General features: G+C 35.3%; 21 protein-coding genes. 3 read left to right on the top strand and 18 right to left on the bottom strand.

All coding sequences use genetic code 11. The features are described from left to right. The first annotated feature begins 18 nt into the window (after window positions 1-18). The 3 genes from BWZ20_RS08820 to BWZ20_RS08830 all read left to right on the top strand — a co-directional run bounded on the left by BWZ20_RS08820 (window position 19) and on the right by BWZ20_RS08830 (window position 5510). The gene (locus BWZ20_RS08820) at window positions 19-1380 is read left to right on the top strand and encodes an Ig-like domain-containing protein (RefSeq protein ID WP_076619137.1); all 1362 of its coding nucleotides are present in this window, start codon (window positions 19-21) and stop codon (window positions 1378-1380) included. 10 nt (window positions 1381-1390) lie between these two features. Beyond that, complete coding sequence (locus BWZ20_RS08825; RefSeq protein ID WP_076619139.1) at window positions 1391-4528, top strand: FG-GAP-like repeat-containing protein; 3138 nt, start codon at window positions 1391-1393, stop codon at window positions 4526-4528. Between the two features lie 67 nt (window positions 4529-4595). Then, window positions 4596-5510, top strand: coding sequence for an ABC transporter ATP-binding protein (locus BWZ20_RS08830; protein ID WP_076619141.1), 915 nt, complete (start codon window positions 4596-4598; stop codon window positions 5508-5510). Here BWZ20_RS08830 and BWZ20_RS08835 read toward each other — a convergent pair whose 3' ends face one another. From BWZ20_RS08835 to BWZ20_RS08920, 18 genes are all read right to left on the bottom strand, one after another. Continuing rightward, the gene (locus BWZ20_RS08835; protein ID WP_076619142.1) at window positions 5511-7763 is read right to left on the bottom strand and encodes an efflux RND transporter permease subunit; all 2253 of its coding nucleotides are present in this window, start codon (window positions 7761-7763) and stop codon (window positions 5511-5513) included. Window position 7764: 1 nt separating this feature from the next. Next, window positions 7765-8328, bottom strand: coding sequence for a 4'-phosphopantetheinyl transferase superfamily protein (locus tag BWZ20_RS08840; protein ID WP_076619144.1), 564 nt, complete (start codon window positions 8326-8328; stop codon window positions 7765-7767). Further along, the gene (locus BWZ20_RS08845) at window positions 8328-8579 is read right to left on the bottom strand and encodes an acyl carrier protein (protein WP_076619146.1); all 252 of its coding nucleotides are present in this window, start codon (window positions 8577-8579) and stop codon (window positions 8328-8330) included. The genes BWZ20_RS08840 and BWZ20_RS08845 overlap by 1 nt, the downstream gene beginning before the upstream one ends. Before the next feature lie 20 nt (window positions 8580-8599). Further along, window positions 8600-9874, bottom strand: coding sequence for a beta-ketoacyl-[acyl-carrier-protein] synthase family protein (locus BWZ20_RS08850; protein ID WP_076619147.1), 1275 nt, complete (start codon window positions 9872-9874; stop codon window positions 8600-8602). Continuing rightward, the gene (locus BWZ20_RS08855) at window positions 9871-10308 is read right to left on the bottom strand and encodes a 3-hydroxyacyl-ACP dehydratase FabZ family protein (RefSeq protein WP_076619149.1); all 438 of its coding nucleotides are present in this window, start codon (window positions 10306-10308) and stop codon (window positions 9871-9873) included. Before BWZ20_RS08855 ends, BWZ20_RS08850 begins: the two co-directional genes overlap by 4 nt. A gap of 1 nt (window position 10309) precedes the next feature. Continuing rightward, window positions 10310-11104 (bottom strand): enoyl-ACP reductase, encoded by a 795-nt coding sequence (locus tag BWZ20_RS08860; RefSeq protein ID WP_076619151.1) that lies wholly within the window; start codon window positions 11102-11104, stop codon window positions 10310-10312. Between the two features lie 56 nt (window positions 11105-11160). Beyond that, window positions 11161-12213 (bottom strand): type III polyketide synthase, encoded by a 1053-nt coding sequence (locus BWZ20_RS08865; protein WP_076619159.1) that lies wholly within the window; start codon window positions 12211-12213, stop codon window positions 11161-11163. Then, window positions 12214-12924 (bottom strand): methyltransferase domain-containing protein, encoded by a 711-nt coding sequence (locus BWZ20_RS08870; protein ID WP_076619160.1) that lies wholly within the window; start codon window positions 12922-12924, stop codon window positions 12214-12216. Further along, entirely contained in the window at window positions 12921-14048 is a 1128-nt protein-coding gene (locus BWZ20_RS08875) for an NAD(P)/FAD-dependent oxidoreductase (protein ID WP_076619162.1), read from the bottom strand. The genes BWZ20_RS08870 and BWZ20_RS08875 overlap by 4 nt, the downstream gene beginning before the upstream one ends. Before the next feature lie 6 nt (window positions 14049-14054). After that, window positions 14055-14564, bottom strand: a complete 510-nt coding sequence (locus BWZ20_RS08880; RefSeq protein ID WP_076619164.1) for a YceI family protein — start codon at window positions 14562-14564, stop codon at window positions 14055-14057. A 66-nt stretch (window positions 14565-14630) separates the two neighbouring features. Further along, window positions 14631-15080, bottom strand: coding sequence for a 3-oxoacyl-ACP synthase (locus BWZ20_RS08885; protein WP_076619166.1), 450 nt, complete (start codon window positions 15078-15080; stop codon window positions 14631-14633). Continuing rightward, entirely contained in the window at window positions 15077-16192 is a 1116-nt protein-coding gene (locus tag BWZ20_RS08890) for an NAD(P)/FAD-dependent oxidoreductase (protein WP_076619169.1), read from the bottom strand. Before BWZ20_RS08890 ends, BWZ20_RS08885 begins: the two co-directional genes overlap by 4 nt. Window positions 16193-16244: 52 nt before the next feature. Further along, the gene (locus BWZ20_RS08895; protein WP_076619172.1) at window positions 16245-18452 is read right to left on the bottom strand and encodes a reprolysin-like metallopeptidase; all 2208 of its coding nucleotides are present in this window, start codon (window positions 18450-18452) and stop codon (window positions 16245-16247) included. Window positions 18453-18623: 171 nt separating this feature from the next. After that, window positions 18624-19973: an acetyl-CoA carboxylase biotin carboxylase subunit gene (gene accC, locus BWZ20_RS08900; protein WP_076619174.1), complete on the bottom strand. Its 1350-nt coding sequence runs from the start codon at window positions 19971-19973 to the stop codon at window positions 18624-18626. 83 nt (window positions 19974-20056) lie between these two features. Beyond that, window positions 20057-20539, bottom strand: coding sequence for an acetyl-CoA carboxylase biotin carboxyl carrier protein (gene accB, locus BWZ20_RS08905; RefSeq protein WP_076619177.1), 483 nt, complete (start codon window positions 20537-20539; stop codon window positions 20057-20059). A gap of 30 nt (window positions 20540-20569) precedes the next feature. Further along, window positions 20570-21568, bottom strand: coding sequence for a beta-ketoacyl-ACP synthase III (locus BWZ20_RS08910; RefSeq protein ID WP_076619179.1), 999 nt, complete (start codon window positions 21566-21568; stop codon window positions 20570-20572). Window positions 21569-21744: 176 nt separating this feature from the next. Continuing rightward, complete coding sequence (gene rpmF / locus BWZ20_RS08915) at window positions 21745-21948, bottom strand: 50S ribosomal protein L32 (RefSeq protein ID WP_076619181.1); 204 nt, start codon at window positions 21946-21948, stop codon at window positions 21745-21747. Between the two features lie 8 nt (window positions 21949-21956). Then, entirely contained in the window at window positions 21957-22496 is a 540-nt protein-coding gene (locus BWZ20_RS08920) for a YceD family protein (RefSeq protein ID WP_076619183.1), read from the bottom strand. Window positions 22497-22526 lie beyond the last annotated feature (30 nt).

A 22526-nucleotide genomic window follows, 5' to 3' on the forward strand; every position in this document is an offset into this window, starting at 1 on the left:
ATACTCTATTGTTATTAAATGAAAAAGAAATATATTTTTAGATTGTTTTTTTTAATCATCTTGTCGCTCTCGTCTTGTAGCGAATCAGATAATAACATAACACCTATATCTATTGAAACCAATCCTGATGAAGCTTTTTTAGCTCAAAACTCTAGTGTTGAGATATTTATATTCAATAACGATTCTAATATACCTCAATCAGGTACATTATCGATAACGCAACCGTCATTAGGTTCTGCAGTCATTAATGATAATAATACATCAGATAATGTTAATGATGATTTCATAGTTTACACTGCAAACTCAAACACTATTGGTGAAGATTCAATACAATACACTATATGTGATGCCCCTGAAAATTGTTCAACAGAGAGTATCTCTATATCAATTTCATCATTATCTGTTGTAAATATGTTTGAAGGTGATACTCCGCATGAAACATTGTCATCTTACAACTTCTTTGAAGGTGATTTAAATAACCTTAGCCCTACTTACGGTGTTTTTCCATATGATCTCATAACACCTCTGTTTTCAGATTACGCCAAGAAAAAACGCTTCATTTGGATGCCTAATGGTGTTATGGCTAATTATATTAATGATTATACTCCTTTAGATTTTCCTGTAGGAAGTGTCATTATAAAAAATTTCTTTTACAACAATGTACAACCCGATAATTCGACAAAAATTATTGAGACAAGACTCATGTATAAAAAGGAAAGCGGATGGGATTTTGCAAATTATGTTTGGAATGCAGAACAAACAGAGGCTTTTTTCACAAACTCTGGCAGTATTGTTAATCTAAGCTGGCTAGAGGGAGAAAATATTAAGACAACAGATTACCGAATTCCTTCTAGAGCTGAGTGTTTTACGTGCCATAATCAGCTAGATGACCCAACACCTATAGGCCTAAAACCTCAAAATTTAAATAAGGATTATGAATATAGTGATGGTACTGCCAACCAACTACGTAAACTGGTAGAATTTGGATATCTAAACTCTGAAGTTCCAGATGACATAAATTCATCAGTCGCTTGGGACGATGATTCTCATCCGCTTGAAACTAGAGTGCGCTCTTATTTAGATATTAATTGTGCACATTGCCACTCAGATGACGGTCATTGTAATTATAGACCTATGAGGTTTGCATTTCATTTAACTGAAAACCTAGCAAATTTAGGAGTCTGTGTAGAGCCTGAAACCCAATTCATTCCAAATTCATATATTGTAAAGCCCAATGACACCGATCTTTCCATACTTTATTACAGAATAAGTACTACAGATGAATCATTTAGAATGCCCTTGTTAGGAAGAACAACTAATCACGAAGAAGGCATAAATCTTGTAGAAGAATGGATAAACTCCTTAAATAATTGTGAATAACACTAAGAATATGAAAAAAATTACTCTCTTACTCATTGCTGTTCTTATATTTAGCTCAGGGGCAGCGCAGGTCTTAAATGAAAGCGCTAATTGGCCTAATAGTAACTGGTCTTTGTCAGGAAGCTACACCGCCACTGGGCTTCTGTCTGACCCAACAACTACAGGATCAACCTTTACCTTTGATGATGACGCTGCAGGATCAAGCTCTGATGACACAATTCAAGCAACATCACCTGTAATTGATCTCACTGCAGCAAGTTCTGCTGGTGAAAATTGGATTATTATAAGCGGTGATTACGTATATAGACCATTAGGAAACGATGTATTGTCAATAGAGGCTTATGATGCAGACACAGCAACATGGTACACATTGTGGACATTTACTGGTAATTCTACTGGTTCTGATTATGAAACATGTTCTAATACAGAACCTTACACAACAGGAGTTCTCGATATAACAGGATTTACTGCTACGCAATTATCAGGTTTTAGATATCGTATTAATTATGATGATCAAAATGGTTGGCAATGGGGCTGGTGCTTAACATCTCCAACAATTGCGTCTCTAGACCCTTCTAGTTCTTGCCTAGACCCTATTAACCTTAATGTTGTTAACATTACTGAAACCACTGCAGACTTAACTTGGACTGAAATCGGTGTTGCAACAGCATGGAATATTGAATGGGGTCCGGTTGGATTTACACCTGGAACGGGAAATGTTATTACAACCTCATCAAATCCCTTTACTTTAACGGGTTTATTAGCAAACACAGATTATGAATTCTACATTCAGTCTGATTGTGGTGGATCTAACAATGTGTCAAATTTTGTTGGGCCAATAGGTTTTGGAACAGCCTCACCATCTGGTGCAGCTTGCGCTTCTGCAACTAACATGACCGTTGTTGGAGACTGTAGCTCAGCAACACCAACAACTTTCAACTTTAGTTCAGCAATTGACATAGATGCTTCCAACGAAAATCCAACTTGTGATGCTGTTGGAAACTATGGCTTTTTTGTAAGCTTTACAGCGCCTGCTATTGGCTCTGTTGTTTTTAATTTTAGTGGTGATGCGGACAGTATAGGTTTAGAGGTATATGATGCATGTGGAGGTGCTTCTGTATCTGTATGCAATAATAATGGATTTAATACAGGAGACTCCTCTGGTCTTATTGGCGGCTTAACTCCTGGTGCTACTTATTATGCCGTTATTTGGAGAGATCAGCAAAGTGGATCAGCCGATGTTTGCATAGAAGAGGGTTCGAGTTGCCCCGAACCTAGCAGTCTAAACGCAACTTCAATATCTTTAGATTCAGCTATTTTGAGTTGGACAGAAAATGGTATTGCAAACACATGGAATATTGAATGGGGAGCTGCAGGTTTTACACTAGGCTCAGGAAACGTTATCAACAACCTTACTTCTACAAACTATAATTTAAACGGATTATCCTCCAGCACTAGCTATGATTTCTATGTTCAATCTAATTGTACAGGGGAAACATCTGGTTTCTCTGGTCCTTATACGTTTACGACACAAGCTCCTTCAAGAATTAATTTCTCTCAGCAACCTATAAGTGTTAGTGGATCTGACTTAGCGGTAGTAGACATGAATGGTGACTTTTTAGATGATATTGTTGGTGTTACCTCAACAAATATTAACATACAACAACAAAATACAGATGGGTCTTTTACAAATATTAATATAACTACACCAAACGCCGACTATTTACCAACATGGAGTATGGCTGCAGCAGATTTTGACGCTAATGGAAAAACAGACTTGCTTTATGGTGCTAGTAGTGGTGTTACGTTTATGCAAGCAAGTAATGACGGTACAAGTTTTACAGAGCAATCCACAACGCAGTACGTATTCTCCCAGCGCTCAAATTTTGTTGACATAAATAATGATGGTAATCTTGATGCCTTTGTTTGTCACGACGTAGAGCCAAACGTGTATTTTATAAACGACGGTTCAGGAAACTTAACTTTTTATCAATCTGATGTGACGCCTGGCGCACCTTACTCTCTAGGTAATTATCCCTCTGGAGGTGATTATGGCTCTATCTGGATAGATTATAATAATGATAGAAATATTGATTTGTTTGTTGCCAAATGCGGTGGTTCTGTAGAAAGAAGAACAAATATTATGGTAACAAATAACGGTGACGGAACGTTTACTGAAAATGCAGCCCTTTTAGGTTTGGCAGACCCAATGCAAACTTGGTCTTCGGCTTGGGGAGATTTTGATAATGACGGTGATATGGATGTGTTTGTTGGCGCTAGTTCTGGTACTCATAAATTAATGGAAAATAGTGGATTCTCAGACGACGGAAATCCTAATAACGACTTCGTTTTTACTGATGTAACCGATACTGCAGGGATCATTGCGCCTACTGGATGGGAGAGTTCTGTGCACGACATTGACAACGATGGATATCTAGACATTATTAGTAATGGTTCTATAATGTACGGTAAAGGAGACATGACCTTTGAGGATGCTGACAATCAGCAAATAGACTATAAAAATGGTGCTTTTGGGGATTTAAACAATGACGGCTTTATAGACGCTTACTATAATGGTGTTAGATATTACAATCAGGGCAATAGTAATAACTGGGTTAAAATAAATACCGTTGGTATGGCGCATGTTACAGCCAATTATAGTAACAGAAATGGTATTGGCGCTCGTGTTGAATTGGTTACCCCTTCTGGAACTCAAATTAGAGATGTTAGAAGCGGTGAAGGCTTTGAATTTATGAGCTCATTAAACGTACACTTTGGTCTTGGTACAGAAACCTCAATTACAGAAATTAGAGTTTATTGGCCTTCTGGAGTGGTAGATGTTTTTGAAAACCTAAGCGTTAATACAACTCATATTCTTGTTGAAGGCTCAGCACCATTAAGTGTAGAGGATCAAACATTTGCTGATGTTTCTATTTATCCTAATCCTGTTGAAGATGTTTTAAAGATTAAGACCTCTGCTGTATTAACAGAAAAAATTGCAACTATTTTTGATGTTTCAGGGAAACGCGTCTTCAATCAGATGATAACAAACAATACGCTAAATGTTTCAAATCTTCAAGGTGGTATTTATTTCTTAAGAATTGAATCTAATGGCAGAAGCATAAGAAGAAAATTTATCAAAAAATAAATGTCTTTTTTATAAATACTAGGAGCCGCTCGAATATCGAGCGGCTTTTTTATGGTATTTTTGCTATATGCTTCAAGTTAAAAATCTAAGTTTCGGTTATACTAAAAAACAAATCCTAAAGAATATAAATTTTTCTGTTAATTCTGGGCAGAATCTCGCTATTATTGGAGAAAGCGGATCGGGCAAAAGTACACTCCTTAAGCTTATTTTTGGGGAATATAACTTAGATAAAGGACAGATTTTATGGAAAAATACTGAAATTCTTGGTCCAAAATATAATTTGGTGATAGGCTATGATTTTATGAAGTACGTTACTCAAGAGTTTGATTTAATGCCGTATACTTCTGTTAAAAATAATATTGGTAAACACCTATCTCGTTTTTACCCAAAAGAAAAGGAAAAACGCGTTAACGCACTTTTAAAAGTTGTAGAGTTAGAGGCATTTGCAAATGTAAAGGTAAAAACACTCTCTGGCGGACAAAAGCAACGCGTAGCACTGGCAAAGGCTTTGGCAAAACAGCCCGAAATCATTTTATTAGATGAACCTTTTAGTCATATTGACAATTTTAAAAAACAATCCTTAAGACGTAATGTTTTTAAGTACCTTAAAGACCACAATATTACTTGTCTAGTAGCTACCCACGACAAAAATGATGTACTCGGATTTGCAGATAACATGTTAGTGCTACACAACTCTAAAATACTTATTATAGATACTCCTCAAAATTTATACAACAATCCTAAGCTACCTCTAATTGCCTCTTTTTTTTGTGAATTCAACGTTATTGAGCCCTTCGGAATTGTTTATGCCCATCAGCTTAAAATCGTTAAAGCGTCTAACTTAAAAGCAATTGTAAAGCGCGCGTATTTTAATGGTAATTCTTGGCTAATTGAAGCAGCACATGATTCTCAAACCATTTTTATTAAGCATAACAAAGAATTAACTAAAGACACTACCATTAACTTCAAGGTCAATGATTAACTATCTATCAAACTTCTTCAATAAAGCCGGTAAATAAAAGATATCCGTAATCAATGCGATGGCTACTGTCACGGCACACAGCAACCCAAAATCTTTAACGGATGGTGTTGCACTAGAGGCAATAATTAAAAAACCACCAACCAAGGCGATGGTTGTGGAAAATAAAGCTCCGCCTGTATAGCGTATGGCATTGTTCATTCGTAATTCAGGAGGGCCAACAATGGTTTTACTTTTTCTGTACTTGTAAACTAGGTGTATGGTATCATCCATAGCAATTCCCAACATAATTGGTGTAATCATGGCTGTAGTGACATCTAAGGGAATATGTAACAGACTCATAAATATCGCCAATATCGCCAACGGTAAGATGTTAGGAATTAATACCAGTAGTGTAGTTCTTAAACTTCTTATAAAAATCCAGAGGCATAAAAACGCCACAAAAAATGCAGCAAAAAAGGATTTAAACTGTGTTTCTAGGATAAAGTTGTTTAATTGTGCAAAAACCACAGCAAACCCGTTAATTCTTAGATTATAATCCTTCGTATTAAAAGTGGTTTCAAAATCACGCTTTATATCATCTAACACTTGTTCTAGTTCAGAGGTACGCATTTCCATTAAAGTTAAGGTAAAGCCTGCGGTAGTGAGATCTTCTGAAAACAATTTAAAAAAACTATTCTCGTTAGCATCAACTTCTGATAGTGTGCTTTTCAATTTATCTTCAGATACATTAGATTGAAATAAAACCGGAGTGCGCTTCTCTAAGAAAGACTTGATTGTAATGACCGAAACTGGTGAAGAAATTAAAGGATTATCTTCAAGTTTATTCTGAAATGTTTCTAACTTTTCAATGGCATCCTTACTTAAAATAATAGCTCCATTTGTTGTAGAAATATTTAGCTGTAGTCTGTTACTACCTCCAAGTTCTACCTCAACTGTTCTTAAATCTTGTTTAGCTTGTCCTTCCGCAAGTAGATCTCTAGAATTTGTGTCTATATCCACTTTAAAGATAGAATACATACCAAATAATAAAATTAGCGTAAATACGGTAATGATACTCGCTTTATATTGAGATGTAAAGCCATTAAGCCATGTAATAAACTTGTCTTGTGAGAATTGCTTTAGGCTTAATAAAGGTTTAACCTTTACAAAATTTAAATTCATAAAACTGAACCCTATAATGGTAATTACATAGACTAAAATAAAACTCAATACAAGTCCAATACAGGTAAAAACACCCATATTTTTAAAGGCAGGTAAAGGGGACAAAAACAGCGCAAAATAGCCAACAAAAGTGGTTAGCGTTGTATAAAAACAAGGTGTGAGACTTTTTCTAATAGCAAGTGTCAATAAATCTACTTTACTTAAGGTTTTATTATTAAGGCCTTCTTTATGATAAATATTAATAATGTGTACCGCATCACTAACGCTATAAACCATGAGGATTGTAGGTATTAACATGGAAATCATATTTAAAGCAAAACCTAATGAGGTAATAAGCCCAAATAATAAACTAACAGGAATCGCTACGGACAACAATGCAATATAGAGATAACGCTTACTTGGTAATAAAAATAAAAGTAAGACCGTGATAACCAGAACCGTTAAAATTCCAAAAGTTAAACTCTCTTTATAAATACCCTTGCTGTAGGCTTCGTTTAAGACTGGTGGGCCAGTTAAATAATAATTTGAATACGATTTATCAATTACATTTCTAATCTCTACTGCAATATCCTGCCTTTGTTCTTCGATGGTTGGTGTAGGCTTCATCTGTATGTAAAAGAACTGGTGCTTATAATCCTTTGTTACTAATTGAGACGTGATATTTGGTAATTTAGAAAACAAGCTTTTTAAACCTTTTTCACTACGCCTGGGATTGTACAAATCATCAAATAGTATCTTGTCATTAGCATAAATTGGGTACTTAGCTTTTGCGATACTAAAGGTGGTCTTTACATAATGAAGAGAATCAACAGACGCATGCAAATTCTTTAATTGACTTATTTCTGCTTGTCCAATAGCATTTTCAACAGGCAACATGGCAATAAAAATTTCGTCAGACCCAAAATTTTCCTGAAAGTCTATATACGCTTTATAACTGGGATCGTCTTCTAAAAACCATATCGATAAAGAGTTATCTACACTGAGTTTATTGAGTGTTTGATGGCCTGATAACGCCATTAACACAACAAGAATAGCAATAATTACAATTCTGAATTTTATAATGGATTGTATTATACTTTTTAATCTATTCATACTAAATAACTGCAAATGCACCATAATTTCCATGATGCGTTAGGCTAACATTAATTTCTTTTAATCCGAATTTAACTCTTGGCACTCCAAATTCATCTGTTACAACTTGTGCTAATTCACCCTCAGTTTGAAATCTTTTTTCTATTAATCTCAAAAGTGAAGTTTTCAACACTTTACTCTGTATTCTTGAGTTTTTAAAATCAAACTTTACAACATGAGACGTTAACTTATGTTCATTTAAACGCGCTTCTGACATAATATAGTGGGACGTCACTTTAGTTTCAACATAACACTTAAAATCTTGAAAAATCACTGCACCTCTAAGCTTATCAATCTTACATTCAAAATGTTTTGGTTTATAAAAACGGCTTGGGTGTAATTGTGTGTACAATTTATATGCCGCCTCTTTCATGCTCCAAAGCTGCCACACCATTAGAAATTGATTTGTTGACTTATAAATTAATTGCTGTTCTTGTAGTGTAAAAAGTTTATCTAAAAATCGTGGGCGTTGCCAATTTGAAGCTTGTTTGGCTTCCTTTAAATCAATGATGTCGTTACCGACCACTAAGCTTTAAGTTTAGTATTTACAATGGCCATTGCAGATTTTACATCTAACATTTGTTCCATATCCTCATTTTCTAAACGAATATCAAACTCATCTTCTATATCTAAGATGATGTCCACAAGATTGGCAGAGTTGATTTTTAAATCCTTAACAAAGTCAGTCTCTTCAGTTAAATTTTTGAAGGCCTCTTCATCTTGAATATAAGGTGCCACAATGGCCTTTAATTTGGCAATTAACTCATCGTTTTTCATAGCGTTTCTTTACAGCAAAGTTACGCTATAAATCTCTTAAATAAAACACAAGTATTAACATCACCAAAACCAAAACTGGCCTTAGCTATAACATTAAAATTAAAGTCGAGTTTTTGTTGAACAATGCATTGTGGTTTTACTAACTTTTCTATTTCTGAAAGCAAATCTTCACAGTTAATGTTTGGAGCTATAAATTGATTTTGTAGCTGAATAATACTTGCTACACATTCAATGGCGCCTGCAGCGGCTAAACAATGTCCAACCATAGATTTTGTAGAGTTGATAAAAGGAAATGCATCACCTTTTCTGTTTAAGGCTTTGGTCCAATTTTTAATTTCTAAACCATCTTTAGATGTCGCCGTTAGATGCCCATTAATGACATCGATGTCTGCGGCATCTATACCAGAATTTAGTACTGCGGTTTTAATGCAGCGCTGAACAGCCTCAGGATTAGGTGCGGTTAAAGTGCCTCCTTGACGCTGTCCGCCTGAATTAACCTCTCCACCCATAACCTCGGCATAAATAGTGGCACCACGTTCTAAGGCACTTTCTAGCGATTCTAAAACTATAGCACCTGCACCACTGCCAGGTACAAAACCAGATGCTGAGGCACTCATTGGTCTTGATCCTTTTTCCGGAAAATCATTGTGCTTATAGGTCATTACACGCATAGCATCAAACCCTCCCCAAATGTAGGGTCCGTGATCGCTACAACTGCCAACCAACATGCGTTTAGCCCTACCGTTTTGTATGCGTTCAAAACCCATTAAAACAGCTTCTGTACCTGTTGCGCATGCTGAAGAGTTTGTGGTGACTTGATTTCCTAGTCCTAACATACCGCTTAAAAAAGCACTGACTCCACTTGCCATGGTTTGTAAAACAACTGAACTTCCTAGTCGTCTTACATTACCTTCATCGAGCTTGTAAATTGCCTCTCTAAATTTGTCTACACCCGAAGTGCCTGTTCCAAATATTAAACCTGTTTCATAATCTATTTCACTTTCTGGATGCATTTCAAAGCCTGCATCTTTCCAAGCATCTATACCAGCAATACAGCCATATAAAATACCTGAACTATTAAAGCTGCGTAACTGTAATTCTGTAAAATATTTTAATTTTAATTCCTCTGAAATCTCAGGAATCCCACCAATCTGACATGAAAAATTTAAGTCTTTCAATTCTTGATGAAAAGTAATTCCTGATTTACCATTTTTTAATGCTTCAGTAAACTTAGAAACACCTACGCCATTTGGTGCAACAACTCCTAAACCTGTTATGACGACTCTTTTTTTCATGCTTTCAACATTCCAGATATTACGCCTCTTGCTATTAATTTGCCTGTTTCATTTAGCATTTTTACTCGGCATTTTAATTTATTAAAACGGAACACTTCTTTTTCTGAATGAACAATAACCTTTTCTCCTGGTAAAACCGGCAAATAAAAATCCATCTGGTGCGATGTTAATGCTACTTGAGGCTTTTGACTATTCTGTAAGTCCTCTTTTAGCAAATAAATACCTAAACAGACCAAACCAATCTGAGCCATGCACTCTGTAAGAATGACTCCTGGTGTTATAGGGTTATCCTTAAAATGGCCTTCATAAAATGACTCATCGTCTTTAAATGTATAGTGGCCTAAAATGCTATCTTCAGTAACTGTATCAATACCGTCTACAAATAAAAATGGTTTTTGATAAGGTAACAGTGTTATGATTTCTGATACTTTCATACTACCTTAAATGTTCACCTCCATCTACGGGAATTACTGCACCTGTGATCCAGGATGCTTCGTCCTTACTCAATAAGTAAACAGCGTTAGCCGCATCGTTAGGCGAGGTAAGTCGCTTATTTGGGTTACGTTTTAATGTATGTTCTATTATTTTTTCACTATCTGGAATCATACGTAATGATGCTGTATCGGTTACACCAGCCTGAATACAATTTGCTTTTATACCAAAGGGAGCAAACTCTAAGGCAATATTTCTTGTAATAGCCTCTAAGGCAACTTTTGCGGCCGATACTGCTGCATAATTTTGCCAGGCTTTGGTATTACCTTCACTTGTAAAACTCAAAATACGTGTGTCTTTTGCAAATAGTTTTGCCTCAAATAAGGCTTTAGTCCAATCGTATAAACTTATAGCCATAGCATTAATCGTTAAGGCAAAATCGTCGTTTTTAAGAACAGGGTTTTCTTGAGATACCATGGGCTTTAAATTCCCTTTTGCAACACTATGTACTAAAACTTTAATTTTACTATTAAGGCCTAGTATTGATTTCAATTCTTCTATTGTAGTTTCTCTTTTTTCGGGTTTAAATGCATCACGATTAAAAGATTTAAACTTAATATTCTCCTTTTTGATAGATTCAAATTCAGCATTAATAGCTTCCTCTTGCATTTTTGAGTTACGATGAACAACACAAATATTCATGCCGTGTTTAGCCAGCTTTTTCGCTGTGGCTAATCCCAGACCAGAGCTTCCGCCGAGAATTAAAGCCCATTCGTTTTTATCTTGAAATTCTTTCATTTTTATATGTATTTATGAGATACTGAAACATGTTCAGCCTGACAAAATAAATTTTGTCACCACTCTAATAAAATGCGCTGTGCTGAAAACCCAGGTCCAAAACTCAGCATTATACCTTTATCACCTTTCGGTAGGTTTCTATCCATAAAGCGTTCTAAAACATACATTACTGTGGCACTGCTCATATTGCCATAGCGTCGCAAAACTTCTTTTGTGTCGTCTATGTTTTTTCCTAAGGCACCAAATAAATCTTCAACAGTTTGTACTATTTTTTTGCCACCTGGATGAAATACCAAATGGTCTATATCCTCAATTTTTAATCCGTTTTTTGCTAAAAATGGATGAATAATTTTTGGGAAATGATCTGCAATGGTCTGAGGTACAGATTGGTCTAATACCATTTGCAAACCTGTGTTGCGTAATTTAAAACCCATCATGTGGTCTGCATTATAAAAATGATACATGGCTTCATCCTTAATTTCTGGACCAACCTCGTCCTCATAGGACGACATAATTACGCTTGCGCAACCATCACCAAAAATGGCCGCACTCACAACATTAACCATTGAATAGTCATTGAGTTGAAACGTTGCTGTTGGCGATTCTACCGCAATAACTACAGCGCGCTTGTTTGGGTTCGCTTTCAAAAAATTCTTTGCGTATAAAATACCCGAAACACCTGCTGCACAACCCATTTCTGTAACTGGCAATCGTACTACATCTTGTTTCATTTTTAGGCGATTTATTAAATACGCATCTAAAGATGGAATCATAATGCCTGTGCAACTCACAGTGATTATATAATCGATGTCGGTAGGTTCTAAATTGACTTTATTTAAGGCCTTTAGTAAACTTTTCTGTGCTAATTCAATAGATGCTGTAATGTAAATTTCATTTTTTTCTTCAAACGATGTTTTAAGAAATACTTCTTCTGCATCCATTATAGAATACCGTTTATCTACAGCTGCATTTTCAAATATTTTAAGAACTTTACGCTTAAAACGTTCTTCTTGACCTTCTAGCCATAACTCGACATAAGGTAAAATGTCCTTGGTCTCTCTTGTGTATTTTGGCAGTTGCTTTGCAACTGATGTAATTTTTACAGCCATTTAGGTTTTTATTAGCCATTGGTAACGAAAAGCCCATTTCCAACGAATTTCTGATTTGAGATTTAATTCTTTTGATAGTTGTTTTAATTCTTCTCTTTTAAAAGCTCTTAAAATTGAGGTTAATCCATCTTTAACAATCATAGGATTTGAAATCGCTAATCCTAATAATTTAAACAAGCCATAAGCCAATTTATTGCGATGTAAGTCGTTGATTACAATGCCTAAATTAGCGTTGGTCGCTATTGTTTGTAATAGCAAACGAATTTCTTCTTCATCAAAATGATGTAAAAACAATGTAGAAAGCGCAATATCGTATTTTAAGCGTTTAAATTCATCAGAAAATATATCCACATTGTTAAATGTCAATTCATCATAATCTAATGATAACTGGTTGGCATAATCTATAGCATCTTGATTAGCATCTATGCCTATGAGTTTAAACTGATAGTTGTTTTGTCTTCCGAAGTTGGCAATCAACCTAAGAATATCTCCATGACCACATCCTAAATCAATAATGGTATATGTTTTGTCTTTGGGTTGCCCTTCTAATAATTGCTTTATACCTTTTAATGTAATACGATTGCCACCAAGCCACTTGTTGATTTTTCCGAGTTTATCTAGTGTATCGCGCAACAACTCGCCCTTCATGGTAAAATCATCCATGAGTTCGGTATCCTTACTTCTATGTGTGGTATCTATAAATAAACTCATTTTACTTGCATTGGTTTACCATGTGTCATTTTAATTATCTGTGGTATTAGAAACGGAAACCACCTTAATAGCATCAATAATTTTGGTGCTAACCAATCTTGCCTAAATAAATGAGCAATGGTATGTCCCGCTTTAAGCCGCAAACTAAAGGTACTTTGCCAACGCTTGCTGTACTCTTTTTCTAGCTCTAAACGTGTTGTGATTTTTTTTTGAAGATACGCAATAATCAAATCTGATGCTAATTGTGCACTTCTTATTGCCATTGCCATTCCGTTGCCGCACAATGGATGAATCATACCTGCGGTATCGCCACACATTAAAATGTGGTTTTCGACCGGACTTTTAGTTTTAAAAGAAATCTGACTTATGGTTAATGGCTTTTCAAACTCTGGTTTAGAATTTTTAAATACGGCTTTTAACTCCGAGTTTTTAAAAAGAACATCCTCTTGAAAGGCTTTAATATCCTTATGCTTTTTAAAGGCTTCAAAATTTGTAATATAACATAAATTGATGTGATTGTTTTCAACCTTAGACACTCCGCAATAACCACCTTTAAAATTATGAAGGGCAACCTTGTCGTTTGGGAATTTGCCAGATACATGTATTTTCACACCCAGATAAGGTGACTTTTTTTTAATAAAATCGCGTTGAAACTGCACATCTAAATTAGAGCGTTTACCAAAAGCTCCGATGACAATTTTAGACCTAAGAATTTGGTTAGATTTTGTCTCTACTATAAACGCATTGGCATTAAAGATTACATCAACAACAAGATCTTGAAGCACCAAAGCTCCATCTTTAAGTGCTAATTGATACAGCTGATAATCCATTTCATAACGACTCATCCCAAAACCACCTAAAGGTAATTTTGCTTCTATTTTCTTGTTGTTATGCGTGGTTAACTCGAACTTAGAAATGCGTTTTGCACCAAAATCGTACGGATTGAAACCCAAAGCATTTAAATATGGCAAGACTTCATTTGAAATATATTCACCACAAACTTTATGTTTGGGGTAAGCGTTTTTTTCGATAAGTAGTACTTTAAATTTAGCTTGTGATAAATGAATTGCACTTGCTAATCCTGCTAATCCACCACCTACAATAATAACATCAAATTGTTGCATTGTCTTCTACAGGTCTTGATAATGAACGACGGTTATTTTTACTGTTTTTCCCAACACAAAACTGCCGCCACCAACACCAAAATCCTTTCGGTTAATTTCAAAATTGGCAGTGATTTTATAGTAACCCTTTATCTTTTGAAGCATAACAGGTATGCTAATCGTTTTTGTTTTTCCTTTGATAGTAAGATTGGCAACAACCTCAAAAGAACCTGTGTCTAGTTTATTGATTTTGGTGCTTTTTAAGGCAATGGATTTATGTTTTTCTGCATCAAAATAATCTTCTTTTAGAATATGTTCATCTCTACTATCAATACCTGTTTCAATGGATTTAACCTCAATGGTACTTGTAATACGCTCTAATCTTCCTTCCTTAGAAATATTGGCCTGGATTGCAAACGTGTTAAAATGGCCATCTACATTGACGCCTACATTTTTAATAACAAAATCAATACTTGACTCTTGGGTATATCCAATAAAATATAAACAAATAAAGAAGAGCGTTATAAAGCGTTGCATAGATAGAAAAATTTCTTTGTTAAGTTACTGCACAATTAAAACAACTTAAAACCATTTAACGTTTTTCTAGAGCACCTCTAAAATTGAAATTTCTTGATTTCTAAATTGAATTGCGTCTCCCTTGCTTTTAGCCACGAGTAATTTACCCATTGGAGTTGCTGGCGAAATAGCATAAAACTGTTGACTATTAGTCTTTAATTCTCCTACGCTAACAGCCATAAAATAATTTGCTTGTGAGGTAAAAACAATACTCCCAAGAGTTACAATAGTAGTCTCTATTTCAGGATTGATTTTATGTAGTAATTTGAATTGCTTTTGGATATCAGCTAATTGCTGTCCTGCTTTTTCTCGCTCCAATTGAAGCATCGCTCTTCCTGTTTCGTGCTTATCACCAGCACTACTTTTGGTTTCAGATAAAAGACTGTTTTGAATATCCGTAATGGTCTTTTGAATAACTTTTAAACGTTGGTTTAATAGTTCTTCACATTTACAATATAGGTTTTGCTTAAGGCTCATTCTAATAAGTCTGCTAAGTCTCTGCCAACTATGCTTCCAATAGCGACTCCCATGCCTCCTAAACGTACACCACAATAGACGTTATTACTTAATTGCTTTACAATAGATTTTTTTTGTTGCCCAACACCCATAATGCCAGACCAGCGATGGTCAATCTCAAAATCAATGTTAGGTATTATTGTGGTTTTTAATAATTCTTCTAATTTATCTTGAATGATTGTGGTTTCACCAAATTCTGAAGTTTCTTCAGCTTTAAAATCGAGATTTCGTCCACCACCAAATAGGATTCTGTTATCTATATTTCTAAAATAATAATAGCCTTTATCTAAATGAAACGTTCCTTTGATTTGAAGATTATCTATTGGTTTTGTAACTAAAACCTGGGCTCTAGCTGGTTTAACAGGTTGCTTTATTAATTGTGATGCAAAGCCATTGGTTGCAATTAGTACCTTATTAGATTTTAAGTCAAAATTTAAGGTCCTAATATGTACTACGTCATTATAATCTTCAATAGCTTTAACTTGGCAATTATTTAAAATTTTTACTCCTGAGCTTATGGCTTTTCTTAAAAGTGCATCCATCATTTTACCAGTATCTATCTGACCTTCAAACTTATTAAAACTTACTTTTTTCTTAATGTTTTTAAATTTGAAATGGTTATCAACAAATGAAAACACATTAGTGTTAAAGATGGGATAAAGTAGCTTATTTACCTTTTCTTGATTGTTTAAGCAGCTACTGTAGAGTTCATTATCAGAATCTAAAAATAATTCATAACCACCTAATTCTTTATAGTCTATGGTATGATCTCCCAATGTTTCACGAAGTAATTGTAAGCCGTTAATTCGTTTTTTAATGAGATCAACCACCTCATCTTCTGAATGACTTTTTAGATCATCCATTATTTCACTAAGGCTTCCAAAACAAGCAAAACCTGCATTTTTAGTACTGGCTCCTTGTGGTAGCATTCCTTTTTCAAGAATCAACACTCTAGAATTTGGGTGTTGCTCTTTTAGTCGTATTGCACAACTAAGTCCAACAATTCCGCTACCAATAACTGTGAAGTCTACATTAGATAACCACGTTTTTATTTCCCAATACGATAAATTCATAGTATAAAAAAAGCTCCTAAATTTAGGAGCTTTTTTGTTAATTATTAATCATTTACTCTATAACTATTTTTTTAATGGCCTTTTGAGGTCCGTCTGAAATACTTAATAAATAAACACCAGATTGTGCGTTATTAAGCCTAATAACTTCTTCAAATCTACTTGCATTATTAAATAAATTCGAATAAATTTTTCTTCCTCTAACATCATAAACTTCTAATGCAATATCCTCTCCAGATTTTGGGTTAAACTCTACATTAAATTCTCCATTGTTTGGATTTGGATAAATACTTAGATTCTCTAATTCAAATTCATTTACCGATAACGGATCGGTAATAGAAAATGTGTTTGAAACTGCATAAAAGATATTATCTGCTGCTTCAACAAGAACCCTTGCGTTAGATGTGTTAGCAATATTAGGTACTGTAATGGTGGCAGTGCCCGTGTTAGGTACGCTTGAGGCTAATGTTGTAAACGATAGCCCACCATTGGTAGTCAATAAAATATTTACTGCTTGGCAGTTAATTGGCAGTGAGCTTGACTGACCAACCACCCAACTGACGTCTTGAGTTGAAGCTGCTGGCCAAGATGAAATATTGTTTACAGTAAAAGGTGTTGAAAAAATTTGAACAGTTACTATCATCTCATCAGAATCTGTTGCTGCACCACCTGCTTCATTATCTCTTACCGTGAGAGAAAAATTCATGGTTCTTCCAACTGATGGTAAAACTTCCCAAGTAGAAGATAAAGAGCCAGATAATACTGTATTTAAAGTAGGCATGTATCGATCTGGAGATGTAGATGGGTCTAAAGACCTAAATAAAGGTCCACCAGAATTTGTAGGTTGCGGAGGCATAGTAGCTGGAGTTGCATCAGTTTGCTCCCAACAATAGGTTAGACCAGATGCTGTATCTACATCAGTTGCAGAGCCTCTAAGAACAAACGCTGTAGATATAGGGATAGTATAATCTGGACCAGCATTGGCTATAGGTGCCACATTATTAGTAGAACTACTAGCAAAGCAAGTACTACTGGGTCCTGCTGATATATTGGCCCACATTTCTTTTATATTTTCGCCATGAAAATAATCATCACTATTATTTTGAATATTTGGTGCGCATATACCTGCGTATCCCATGATAGTAGAAGCGCTTCCTGGCTCTACAGACACACTAGAACGTTGGCAGTTATTATTTTGAGTATGATTACCGCCAAATTGATGACCTATTTCATGGGCTACATAATCTACATCAAATGCATCTCCAACAGGTGCAGGTAAACCGGTTACACCTCTGGCTTTATTTGCCGTACAAGGTGAGCGTAGCTGAGCTATACCTCCTCCACCTGTACTAAAAACATGCCCTATATCATAGTTAGCTGGCCCAATGACATTATCGCAAGTTGTTTGGTTCTCACCAAGCATCGTTACACCGTTATTATTAGTATACGGATCTGTAGCACTATTAAGAAAGATGATATCTGTATTGTTTGCGATAATAACCATTGTAAGGCCTAAATCCCTTTCGTAAACACCATTTACCCTACTCATTGTTGTGTTCATGGCTGCCAGAGCATCTGCCACAGTGCCACCGTGAAACTGGGCGTATTCGCCCGTACATGCCAAAGCAAGGCGATATGTTCTTAATGTGCCGTCATTAGCATTTTTAAGTCTTACTAAGTCTTTATCAGAAATTCTAAAATCTGCTGGATCATACTCTGTTTCGCAAACAAAATTACTTCGTGGGCCATCCTCAATAGAATTTATAAAAGTTATGTATGTTTTTAAATCTTGTGTATAAGGTTCTATAAAAACAGTTTTTCTTTGTGATAGTATCATACCACTAAAGCCCTTTTGTGGCGATATACTAAATCTCATTACAGCTGCCGGATTGTCTATTCCTTTTCCAACAAAAGATCTTATTTCAGGGAACTGCGATTGTAGATTATGCTCCATTACAGAAGCCTCTTGTACTAGGTAAGACTCTGGCTCCCCTTTGTGATTTGGAAATTGTAATACTATGCCTTGATTTTTGGTTGATGATTGACGCTGAGGTGCATTGATTAATTTTTGCTTTAGAGCCTCAATATTAAGACCTATTAGAATAGAATATTTTGGTTTAGGTTTATAAAATATTATTTCTTCATTTTCAATTTTACCTTTATAAATTGACCATACATTTTCGTTTTCTTGTGCACTTACTATAGACACAAAAAATAATGTCAACAAAATGCTTAAAAGGGATTTTGGGTAATTCTTTTTCATTGTAGAGCAGTTTTAATTTTATAATCAAAGGTATTGGTTATCTAAAAACTTTACAATAAAAAGCGATTTTCTTTAAGGTATTCGTAAACTAAATGTAAATTTTCAAAATACATTAAACACCTTATAGAGGTTCTGGGTATTAAAAAAAGCGACCTCTTTGGTCGCTTTTCATTAATCTTCTTGTGCTTTAATTTTAAAGTCCTCCATGAATTTAGTAGTATAATTTCCTGCTAAATAATCTGGATGCTCCATTAATTGTCTATGGAAAGGAATCGTGGTTTTAATACCTTCTATTACAAATTCATCGAGTGCACGTTTCATTTTATTTATTGCTTCTTCTCTGGTCTGAGCTGTAGTGATTAATTTAGCAATCATTGAATCGTAATTTGGTGGTATGCTATAACCAGCGTAAACATGCGTGTCTAATCTTACACCATGCCCACCTGGAGCATGAAGCGTGGTGATTTTTCCTGGTGAAGGTCTAAAGTCGTTAAAAGGATCTTCTGCATTAATTCTACATTCAATAGAGTGTAAATTTGGCGTATAGTTTTTGCCAGAAATAGGTACACCAGCAGCAACAAGAATTTGCTCTCTAATTAAATCAAAATCTATTACTTGCTCTGTAATTGGGTGCTCTACCTGAATACGTGTATTCATTTCCATAAAGTAGAAATTTCTATGCTTATCTACAAGAAACTCCACTGTACCTGCACCTTCATAATTAATAAACTCGGCAGCTTTTACTGCAGCTTTACCCATTTTGTCTCTAAGCTCATCAGTCATAAATGGGGAAGGTACCTCCTCTGTTAATTTTTGATGCCTTCTTTGAACTGAGCAATCTCGTTCTGATAAGTGACACGCTTTACCCCTAGAATCACCTACAATCTGAATTTCGATATGTCTAGGCTCTTCTATAAGTTTTTCCATATACATATCATCGTTTCCAAATGCTGCTTTAGATTCTTGTCTTGCAGAATCCCAAGCTGCTTTAAGGTTCTCTTTTTTCCAAACAGCACGCATACCTTTACCTCCACCACCTGCTGTTGCTTTTAGCATTACAGGATAGCCAACTTCTTCAGCTAGTTTCTCACATTCTTCATAGTCTGCAATAATACCTTCACTACCTGGAACACATGGTACACCAGCTGCTTTCATTGTTGCTTTAGCTGTGGCCTTATCGCCCATTTTAGCAATCATTTCTTCAGATGCCCCAATAAACTTTATACCGTGTTCTTCACATATCTTTGAAAACTTGGCGTTTTCGGACAAGAAACCGTACCCTGGGTGAATGGCATCTGCATTGGTTATCTCTGCAGCTGCTATTATATTTGAAATTTTTAAATATGATTCACTACTGGGCGCTGGACCTATACATACAGCCTCGTCTGCAAATTTAACATGGAGACTGTCCGCATCTGCTGTAGAATAAACCGCAACGGTTTTAACTCCCATTTCTTTACAGGTTCTAATAACACGGAGTGCTATCTCACCTCTGTTTGCAATAAGTATCTTTTTGAACATAACTTTTGGTTTAAAAATTCAACTTCCAAGCACCAAATTCCAAATAATTTGGTTTGGGATTAGTGGATTGGAATTTTCAATTGTTATGATGGATCTACCAAAAATAATGGTTGATCAAACTCTACGGGAGATGAATCGTCTACTAAGACTTTAACAATCTTACCTGACACTTCGGACTCTATCTCATTGAACAGTTTCATAGCTTCGATGACACATAAAACGTCTCCTTCTTTAATGTCCGTTCCAACTTCTACAAAAACGGGTTTGTCTGGTGCTGGTTTACGGTAAAATGTCCCTATGATTGGAGATTTCACTGTAATATATTTTGAATCATCGTTTGCTGGTGCCGATGCGGCTGGTGCATCTGGAGTAGCTTGCACTGGTGCTGGTGCTTGTTGTTGAACAACAGGTGCCGCAGCTTGAACAGGTACTTGTTGAACAATCGTTGTTTCGTTGTCCGAACCTGTTCTAATTGTTATTTTAACATCATCCATTTCTAGCTTAACCTCACTTGCGCCAGATTTGGCTACAAATTTTATTAAGTTCTGAATTTCTTTTAAATCCATAATATTTAGATAGTTTTTGTTAGTAAGTTTTTAGTTGGGGTTATAAGCCCATTTGTAATAAATCGATCCCCAAGTAAATCCGCCTCCAAAGGCTGCAAATATCAAGTTATCTCCTTTTTTAAGCTTAGACTCGTAGTCGTTAAGTAGTAATGGTAAAGTTGCGGAGGTTGTGTTACCATAACGCTCAATATTCATCATTACTTTTTCTTCTTCTAGGTTAATACGCTGTGCTGTGGCATCAATGATTCTTTTGTTTGCCTGATGTGCTACTAACCAAGAAATATCGTTGTTTGTAAGGTTGTTTCGTTCTAAAATGCGCTCGGCTACATCTGCCATATTAAAAACAGCATTTTTAAACACAGTTCTTCCGTCCTGAAAAACATAATGTTTTCCTTGATCGAATGCTTCTTGTGTTATTGGATAAGAAGAGCCTCCATAGGTAGCTTGTAAAAACGCTCTACCTTCACCGTTGCTTCTAAGTAATTCATCTTGCAATCCTAGCCCTTCTTCATTGGGTTCAAATAACACAGCTCCTGCACCATCACCAAAAATTATACAAGTTGCTCTGTCTTTATAATTGATAAAAGAGGAATTTTTGTCTGCTCCTATAAGTAATACTTTCTTATATCTGCCCGATTCAATATAGGCAGCGGCTGTTGACATACCAAAAAGAAAACTAGAACACGCTGCTTCTAAATCGTAAGAAAACGCATTTAAAGCACCTATTTGAGTTGCGGTATAGGCTGCTGTTGAAGCGGCTTTCATGTCTGGTGTCGCTGTAGAAACGATAACCAAATCAATTTCTTTGGGATCTAATTCTTTTTTTTGAATTAAATCTTTAGCTGCTTTAATCGCTAAAAATGATGTTCCCTTACCTTCTTCTTTAAGGATTCTGCGTTCTTTAATACCTGTACGCGTTGTAATCCATTCGTCGTTGGTATCTACCATGGTTTCTAAAATCTTATTAGAAAGCACGTACTCTGGCAGATATGCTCCTACAGCTGTTATTGCCGCTGTGATGTTACTCATTATTAGCTTTTAGGTTATTAAAAGTATTGAAAAATGACGAAAATTAACTGTTTTATTCCGTTTTTAGCATTTTTTGGCAAACAATAATGCAAATAAAGTGGTTTTTCAGTTATTCAGAAAATTTAAATAAAAAAAACGCCCACGAGTGAGCGTTTTATTATATGCGTGCATAACACTTATGCTACATTTTCTTCTTCTACAGAGTTGTCAATTAATACCTGCCCTCTATAATATAATTTACCTTCATGCCAATGTGCTCTGTGATATAAGTGTGGCTCACCAGTTGTTGGGCAAGTCGCTATTTGAGGTACAGAAGCTTTGTAATGTGTTCTTCTTTTATCTCTTCTTGTTTTAGATATTTTACGTTTTGGATGTGCCATTTTAAATGTTATTTATCCGTTAATAGTTTTTTTAAATTATTCCAACGAGGGTCTATATCCTCAGATGTATTATTTTCTACACCCTCTTTTGGGCTCAATTCTTCTAATTTTGAAAGTATTTCAGACTTTAATGTTCCATCTTGTATGCCAGGATGTACTCGCTTTACCGGTACCGCTAAAACAACAAGCTCATAAATATACTGAGCTACATTAATCTCGTACTCACCATGTGGTATAATCAAGATATCTTCGTTATCATCGTTATATTCAGAGCCAAACTTAACAACAAGTTTAAATTTATCTTCAATCTTTTGATTGTAAGGCTCGTTTGTAAGATCACAATTTACGTTTACAAAACCAGTTGCGTCAAAATACAACTCTAATAATGTTGATTTTTTAATGAGTTTTAAATCAATTTCAACATTAACTTCATTAAACTCTTCGTATTCAAAATTCTTAAAGAACGTATTACTTATTGTGTAATCAAAACTGTGCTCGCCTTCTTTTAACCCAACGAATTGGATTGTATACTGTTTTAATGCCTTCATTATCACACTCATTTTGAGCCTGCAAATATA

This window comes from Winogradskyella sp. J14-2 (assembly GCF_001971725.1).
Lineage (GTDB): Bacteria > Bacteroidota > Bacteroidia > Flavobacteriales > Flavobacteriaceae > Winogradskyella.